This window comes from Pseudomonas fuscovaginae SE-1 (genome assembly GCF_000364705.1).
Classification (GTDB): Bacteria; Pseudomonadota; Gammaproteobacteria; order Pseudomonadales; family Pseudomonadaceae; genus Aquipseudomonas; species Aquipseudomonas fuscovaginae_A.
The window spans coordinates 1-7540 of the sequence record NZ_AQOH01000286.1 but is presented as its reverse complement, the minus strand read 5'-3'; the positions used below and the strand labels follow the sequence as shown (position 1 = coordinate 7540).

General features: G+C 64.1%; 7 protein-coding genes. 1 reads left to right on the top strand and 6 read right to left on the bottom strand.

Annotation, left to right across the window (positions count from 1 at the left end):
* Positions 1 to 42: 42 nt before the first annotated feature.
* The 6 genes from K675_RS0122900 to K675_RS0122875 all read right to left on the bottom strand — a co-directional run bounded on the left by K675_RS0122900 (position 43) and on the right by K675_RS0122875 (position 6934).
* Entirely contained in the window at positions 43 to 1284 is a 1242-nt protein-coding gene (locus K675_RS0122900) for an MFS transporter (protein ID WP_026145459.1), read from the bottom strand.
* A 50-nt stretch (positions 1285 to 1334) separates the two neighbouring features.
* The gene (locus K675_RS0122895) at positions 1335 to 2834 is read right to left on the bottom strand and encodes a sensor domain-containing diguanylate cyclase (protein WP_017905797.1); all 1500 of its coding nucleotides are present in this window, start codon (positions 2832 to 2834) and stop codon (positions 1335 to 1337) included.
* 133 nt (positions 2835 to 2967) lie between these two features.
* Positions 2968 to 3699, bottom strand: a complete 732-nt coding sequence (locus tag K675_RS0122890) for a proteasome-type protease (protein WP_017905796.1) — start codon at positions 3697 to 3699, stop codon at positions 2968 to 2970.
* A 74-nt stretch (positions 3700 to 3773) separates the two neighbouring features.
* Positions 3774 to 4574, bottom strand: a complete 801-nt coding sequence (locus K675_RS0122885) for a transglutaminase family protein (RefSeq protein WP_017905795.1) — start codon at positions 4572 to 4574, stop codon at positions 3774 to 3776.
* Positions 4571 to 5521, bottom strand: a complete 951-nt coding sequence (locus K675_RS0122880; RefSeq protein WP_026145458.1) for an alpha-E domain-containing protein — start codon at positions 5519 to 5521, stop codon at positions 4571 to 4573. The genes K675_RS0122885 and K675_RS0122880 overlap by 4 nt, the downstream gene beginning before the upstream one ends.
* Positions 5522 to 5524: 3 nt before the next feature.
* Entirely contained in the window at positions 5525 to 6934 is a 1410-nt protein-coding gene (locus tag K675_RS0122875) for a circularly permuted type 2 ATP-grasp protein (protein ID WP_017905793.1), read from the bottom strand.
* A gap of 10 nt (positions 6935 to 6944) precedes the next feature.
* Between K675_RS0122875 and K675_RS33140 the strand changes: the two genes are divergently transcribed.
* On the top strand, positions 6945 to 7160 hold the full coding sequence (locus K675_RS33140) for a hypothetical protein (RefSeq protein ID WP_157383974.1): 216 nt from the start codon (positions 6945 to 6947) through the stop codon (positions 7158 to 7160).
* Positions 7161 to 7540 lie beyond the last annotated feature (380 nt).

Here is a 7540-nt window from a genome sequence, read left to right as displayed (position 1 = left end):
CGTGGCGAGATGTTGCTGCAGCGGCTGGACAGTGCCCAGCCGCTATGAAAAGGCCGCCTGGGGTGCCGTTCGAAGGCGGGTCTCCGGCAGGGCGAGCAGCACCAGCAGGAACGCGGCCGCGGCGATGGCGGCCAGTGTCAGGAAGGCGGCATCGTAGCCGGCCGACTGGACCACCAGCCCGGCAAGCCCCGGGCTCAGCGCCGCCCCCAGGCCGAACACCGTACTCAGCGCCCCCAGGCTGACATTGAAGCGGCCACTGCCCTCGGTCAGATCCTTGACCACGATCGGGAACAGCGCGCCGAAGATGCCGGCACCGATGCCGTCGAGCAGTTGCACGCCGACCAGCCAGAACGGGTTGTCGGACACCACGTAGAGCGCGCCCCGCATCGGCAGGATGAGAAAACCGACGAGCAGGAAAGGCTTGCGGCCCCATTGCTCGGCCCGGGCGCCCACCAATAGTGCCATCGGCACCATGACCAGTTGCGCCGCGACGATGCAGGCTGAGGTGAGCGGCGTGGCCAGGCGCAGGTCGACCTGCGACAGCTTCTGGCTCACCAGTGGCAGCATCGCCGCGTTGGCCAGGTGGAAGAGGGCGCAGCACACGGCGAACAGCAGCAGGGTGCGGTTGTGCAGCAGCAGGCCGAGGCCGGCCGGGTGGGCGTCGCCCGCCGGCACATGGGCCAGGCCGCGGGCCACCTGGTGATCGATGGCCGCGCCGGGGACCCGACTGACCGCAATCAGGCTGGCCACGGTCATCACCGCCATCAGGTAGAACACCACCACGGGCCCGTACAGATAGGCCAGGCCGCCCGCCAGCAGGGCCGAGCAGGCATTGCCGGCGTGGTTGAAGGTTTCGTTGCGGCCCACGCGCCGGGTGAAGGCCTTGGGGCCGGTAATGCCCAGGGAGATGGCGGCAATGGCCGGGGCGAACACCGAGCCGGCCAGAGCGCTTGCGGTCTGCGTCAGCGCCACCAGCCCGAACGACGAGACGACCGGCAGCAGCAGGCAACTGCCGGTGACCAGCAGCGCGGCGATCACCACGACGGCGCGCTTGGCCGGCGTCCTGTCGATCAGCGCGCCGGCTGGCGTCTGCGCCAGCAGCGCAGCGATGCCGGCCAGGGTCATGACCAGGCCGATGCTCGCCGGTTGCCATTGGTGCACGGCCAGCAAGTAGATTGCCAGGTAAGGTCCGAGGCCGTCGCGCACGTCCGCGAGGAAAAAGTTAAGCCAGTCCAGCGCACGGTGAGGTGAAGTGTTTTGCCGGAAGTCGTTCAAGGATGCGATCTCGGTTGGCTGGGGAAGTGGCGCCCTGTCAGCTTCTATCGGACATGTTCTCAGCCGACATGCAGGCGGTTGCGACCTGCTTGCTTGGCGGCATAGAGCGCCTGGTCGGCGCGTTCGAGCAATGTCTGCCAGTTGTCGAGCTCCGTGCTCCCGGCGCAGGCGATACCAATGCTGACAGTGACCTGTGCAAAGGGACTGTCCTGGTGGGCGATAGGTTCCACGGCCAGGTGTTCGAGCATCAGGCGGGCGACGACAACCGCTCCGGCGGCATCGGTATCGGGCAGAATCACCGCCATCTCCTCGCCGCCGTAGCGCGCCAGCAGGTCGGGCGGACGGCGCAGGCAATTCGCGAGCCGGGCGGCGACCTGCTGCAGGCAGGCGTCCCCCGCCGGATGGCCGTAGGTGTCGTTGTAGCGCTTGAAATGATCGATATCGATCATCAGCAATGCCAGTGCTGTCCCGTTTCGGCGGGCCCTGCCAAGTTCCTGGGGCAGCGTTTCGTCGAAACAGCGCCGGTTGGCGAGGCCGGTCAATGCATCGAGCATGGCCAGGCGTCCGAGCTGCCGGTTGCTGTCGAGCAACTGCTGCTGGGTCAGCCTCAGTTCATTTTCCACCGCGATACGGCGGCGGATATCGCGTATCAGCATCCAGCCGATGATGCCTGTGACCACCAGCAGACCGCATACCACCAGCAACGACAGCAGCGCCTCCAGCCGCCAGGCCGCCAGGACTTCGCGCTTGCCCAAGGCAACGGTGGTCACCAGGGGCAGCTTGTCGCTCTTGCGAAACGCATACAGGCGCTCCACGCCGTCCAGGCTGGAAGTGAAGGAGGCAGTGCCCACCGACTGGTCGACCAGGTACTTGGCGTAGATCGGCGACTTGGAGAAGTTGCGGCTCATGTCCTGTTCTCGAAACGGGTAGCGCACCAGCATCGAGCCGTCGGTGTACGACAGGCCGATGGCGCCCTCCTGGCCCACGTCGATCTGGCCGAACAGGCGCAGGAAGTTCTCTACCCCCAGCGTAACGGCCACCACGCCGGCGAACCCGCCGTCGGCGTCGTTGAAACGACGGCTGATGGTGATCACCCATTCATTGTTGGTGCGGCTGCGGATCGGCAGGCCTATGAAGGGCTCGCGCGATGGGTCGTCGCGGTGATGGATGAAGTAGGCTCGGTCGCGGCTGTTGGCGCCGACGGGAATCGGCCGGTTGGAAGACATCAACCAGAGTCCGTCCCGGTCGTAGACCGTGATCCCGCTCATCTGCGGCATCAAGGGTTGCCAGCGGTCGATCAGTTGGCTCAGGCGTTCGATCCGGGCCGGTCCGCTGCCCTCGGTTTCCAGGCGTTCGACCAGGCCGAGCAGGAGCAGTGAACTCTGCCTCACGACCCCTTCGGAATAGGTCGACAGCGCCTGTGTCAGGTTCAGGCTGTGGACGCTGGCTTCTTCCAGTGCCTTCTCGCGAGAGGCTATTACCTTCCAGAGCGTCAACGATGCGAGCGAGCAACCAATGATCGATAGCAGAAGGAGTACGAGGTGGATGTCACGCTTCACGTCAATACCTGATGGGAATCCAGATTCCGGGGCCGGCGCCCCTTTTCGGGGGTATAGCAGAAAGCCACTCCTGGCTTTGGGCAAGGATACAGGGAGTCGGAGAGGGATGCAGCAGCCAGTCTACGGGCGTGAGTCAGCTCATGTAGTCCCCGGGCGGTGCGGGCAGGGCGGCCAGCAGGTCCCTGAGCCCGCTGCCCCACTGGTTGCGGATCTGCGCGTAGTAGGGATCGTCCTGGGTGATGCGATAGCTTTGTGTCGGCCCGAAAGCGTCCTTGCGATACACCAGCAGGTCCAGGGGCATACCCACCGACAGGTTGCTGCGGATGGTCGAATCGAAGGAGATCAGGCCGCAACGCAATGCCTCGCCCAGCGACGTGCGGTATGTCAGGTTGCGATCGAGGATCGGCTTGCCGTACTTGCTTTCACCCAGTTGCAGGAACGGCGTGTCTTCGGTGGCCTGGATGAAATTGCCTTGCGGGTAGATGCTGTAGAGCCCCATCGACCCGCCGGCAATCTGCCCGCCCACGAGGAGCGAGCAACTGAGGTCGACCTTGCTCGCCAGCTTGCCGCGATCGCGGATCACGACCTCACGGATGGTTTCGGCCACCAGCACGGTCGCGTCATAGAGCGTACGGACGTTCAACAGGTGGTTACCCGTACCGTTGCAACGTTGCCGCAGCAGATTGACCACCGATTGCGAGGTGGCCAGGTTGCCCGCGCTCTGCAGGACGATCAGCCGCTCGCCCGGGGTACTGAAAATGAACAGCTTGCGAAAGGTCGAAATCTGGTCGATCCCGGCATTGGTGCGTGAATCGGAGACAAACACCAGCCCGTCGGCAAGGTGCATCGCCACGCAATACGTCATGTGCTTTACCTGTTTGCGTTGAATGACCCGCCGTCACGGCAACGACGGGGCGTGGGGATCGTGAGGGGCTGGGCTTACTGCTGTTGCTGTTCCTGCGGGAGCGACATGACCATGACCTGCGCAAGCATCGATTCGGCCCCGCCACCGCGGCGCATGCCACGTACCGGGCAGGCATCGAGGTAGTCCAGGCCCACCGCCAGTTTCAGGTGGCGATCGGGCCTGGCCAGCCGATTGGTCACGTCGAAGCTGTACCAGCCATCCTCCAGCCAGGCCTCTGCCCAGGCGTGACTGGCCAGATGGTTCTCATCCTCGGTGCACAGGTAGCCGGAGACGTAGCGGGCCGGGATACCCAGGCTGCGGGCGCAGGCGAGAAACGCATGGGTATGGTCCTGGCATACGCCCACCCCGGCGGCGAACGCCTCGGCCGCGGTGCTGTCGACCGCGGTCGCCCCCGGGCTGTAGGGCATGCGCTCGGCCAGGCCTTCCATCAGTCCGATCAGGGTGGCACGATCACGGCGCTGGCCGCAACGCTGGCCGGCAAAGTCGATCAGGGCCGCATCGGCCAGGGTCAGACGGCTGGTGCGCAGGAACGGCAAGGGTGACTGGCTGTCGTGTTCGACTTCTCGTGACTGGTCGATTTCCACCTGTCCGCCGGCACTCAGCGCCAGGGCGCTGTGCGGCTCTTCCAGGGTCAGGACATGCAACACGTTGCCGTAGGGATCGATCTGGCTGCGAACCTGCCTGGGCAACCGCACGCGCCAGTCGAGGATCTGCTGACGCTCGGTGCTCTTGGGTGTCAGGCGCAGGAACTGGATGCTTGCGCTCACCGGGTTGGCGTAGGTGTAGCGGGTGTCGTGCTGGATGGCGAGCTTCATACGACCTCCAGGTAGGAGTGGTGAACCGTCTGGCCGAGTTGGCGGATGCATTCGATGAAATCGGTCAGCCAGGGGTGCAGGCCGGCTTCCAGAATCTCGTCGATGTCGGTGTAGCGCAGGCGCGCATTGAGTTCCGCGGCCATGCGCTGCGAGGCGCGGCCACTGTTGCTGGGCAGACCGGCGAGGATATGGTCCAGCTCCTCGATACAGGCATGCAGCGAGCGTGGTACATCGGCGCGCAACAGCAGCAGTTCGGACACCTGCCTGGCGCTGGGGGCATTGCGGTAGATCTCGTTGAAGGCCTCGAACGATGACAGGGCGCGCAGCAGGGCGCTCCACTGGTAGTAGCCGCGGGCCGAGTGGTCGCTGACTTCTTCCGATGCCTCGCCGAACATTTCGTAGCGTACGTCCAGCAGGCGCAGCGTGTTGTCGGCCCGTTCGATGAAGGTGCCCAGGCGAATGAAGCAATAGGCATCGTTGCGCATGATGGTGCCCGCGGTGGCCCCCCGGAACAGGTGCGAGCGCTCCTTGACCCAGTCGCAGAACTGGCTCATGCCATAGCGGGCCAGGCCATTGCTGGCGATCTTGCGCATTTCCAGCCAGGTGGCGTTGATGTTCTCCCACATGTCGGCGGTGATCCGCCCGCGTACCGCATGGGCATTGGTCCGCGCCGCCTGCAGGCAGCAGTAGATGCTCCCGGGGTTGGTTTCGTCGAAGGCGAAAAAATGCAGCATGCGCGCGGTATCGAGCGCGTCGTGACGCCGGTTGTAATCTTCCAGGGTGCCCGCCGCCAGCAACGACATGGCCAACTCGGCCTGGCCGTCGGTGCGGCCGGCCTGGGGCATCAGCGACAGCGAGTAGCTGACTTCGAGCATGCGTGCCAGGTTCTCGGCGCGCTCCAGGTAACGGGACATCCAGTAGAGGTCCGCAGCGGTTCTTGAAAGCATGTGTCAGTCCTCCACTACCCAGGTGTCCTTGGTGCCGCCGCCCTGAGACGAGTTCACCACCAGCGAGCCTTCGCGCAGGGCCACCCGCGTCAGGCCACCGGGGACCAGGCGGGTTTCGCTGCCCGACAGGACGAACGGTCGCAGGTCGATATGACGCGGTGCGATACCGTTCTCGACAAATGTCGGGCAGGTCGAAAGACTCAGTGTGGGCTGGGCGATGTAGGCCTCGGGACGGGCCTTGAGTCGTGCGCGGAAGTCTTCGATTTCCGCTGCCGTGGCGGCCGGCCCGACCAGCATGCCGTAGCCGCCGGAGCCTTGGGTTTCCTTGACCACCAGTTCCGGCAGGTGGGCCAGCACGTGGGACAGCTCCTTGGGGTTGCGGCATTGCCAGGTCGGGACGTTCTTGAGGATCGGCTCCTCGTCGAGGTAGAAGCGGATCATGTCGCCGACATAAGGGTAGATCGACTTGTCGTCGGCCAGGCCGGTGCCGACCGCGTTGGCCAGCACCACGTTGCCCGAGCGGTAGGCGGCAATCAGGCCGGGGACCCCGAGCAACGAGTCGGGGGTGAAGGACAACGGGTCGAGGTAGGCGTCGTCGAGACGCCGGTAGACCACGTCCACCTGTTTCGGGCCGGCGGTGGTGCGCATGAACACATGATCGTCGCGCACGAACAGGTCGGCGCCCTCGACCAACTCCACGCCCATTTCCCGGGCCAGGAACGCGTGCTCGAAATACGCGCTGTTGAAACGCCCCGGGGTCAGCACAACGGCGGTGGGGTTGTCCAGCGGGCTGGCGCTCTTGAGAGTGTCGAGCAACAGGTTGGGATAGTGGTCGATAGGCGCCACGCGCTGGCTGGCGAACAGCTCGGGGAACAGCCGCATCATCATCTTGCGGTCCTCGAGCATGTAGCTCACGCCGCTGGGAGTGCGCAGGTTGTCCTCGAGCACGTAGTAGCTGCCATCGCCGTCTCGCACCAGGTCGACTCCGGCGATGTGCGCATAGATGTCGCGGTGCAGGTCCAGGCCCTGCATGGCAATCTGGTAACCCTCGTTCACCAGTACCTGCTCGGGCGGGATGATGCCTTGCTTGAGAATGCGCTGGTCGTGGTAGACGTCGGCCAGGAACAGGTTCAACGCCTGCACCCGTTGAATGCAGCCGCGTTCGACCATTTGCCATTCGCTGGCCTTGATGCTGCGGGGGATGATGTCGAAGGGGATCAGGCGCTCGGTGCCCTGTTCGTCCCCGTAGAGGGTGAAAGTGATACCGGCACGATGGAACAGCAGGTCGGCTTCGCGGCGGCGTTGTTCCAGCAGTTCGGGCGGGGTATCCGCCAGCCATTGGGCAAATGGCTGGTAGTGGGGACGGCAGGCACCGTCGGTGTCATACATTTCGTTGAAAAAAGCTCGGGACATATCGCACTCCTTGCCGTTCAAGACGACGGCATTTTCCTTCTACCTGGCTATTTCACGATGCGAGGCCCTGCGAGAGATGATCGAGTACTGGCTGTGGGGGCACCTCAGTGTGCGTTATCAACTTCCAGCGGCGCTTCGGATCGGCGCCGCTTGCCTTTCCATGCTGGTGGCCTGGCTCACATTTTTCTTTGGTGAACGAAGACTTGCGCTGGTAGGCAAGCTTTAGCAATAACGATGCCGGAAAACCGCAAGTGCGGAAATCGACCGCTTTCCCCGGGTGGGATGATCAATTTTGCGGCCTTTAATATCGGTTATCGGCGCCGGGGCCAGGTAGTGTGGGAAGAGCAGACGCCGGGCCTGTTCCCGCTGCACGGGATTGCGCACCAAAATGGCGCATCACAGGAGGGTGGTTGCACCTGGGGGAGGGATTTGCAGCGTTTACAGGCTATCGGGGTCCCCGCAAAACATTTGGAGAGGGCTCTAGGACGGCATTTGTTGTTCGCTAAAGCCCACATTTACCCCCAAAGCTACCCGCGATACCCCCAGCAGGATGCGCGAACTAGGATCGTGTCCCTAGAAGTGGTGTAACTGAACCAACCGAAGGCG

What these genes read in the sequence shown, in the direction of transcription:
- K675_RS0122885 (WP_017905795.1), bottom strand. Translation starts at nt 4,574, where the DNA reads ATGAAGCTCGCCATCCAGCACGACACCCGCTACACCTACGCCAACCCG.
- K675_RS0122880 (WP_026145458.1), bottom strand. Translation starts at nt 5,521, where the DNA reads ATGCTTTCAAGAACCGCTGCGGACCTCTACTGGATGTCCCGTTACCTG.
- K675_RS0122890 (WP_017905796.1), bottom strand. Translation starts at nt 3,699, where the DNA reads ATGACGTATTGCGTGGCGATGCACCTTGCCGACGGGCTGGTGTTTGTC.
- K675_RS0122875 (WP_017905793.1), bottom strand. Translation starts at nt 6,934, where the DNA reads ATGTCCCGAGCTTTTTTCAACGAAATGTATGACACCGACGGTGCCTGC.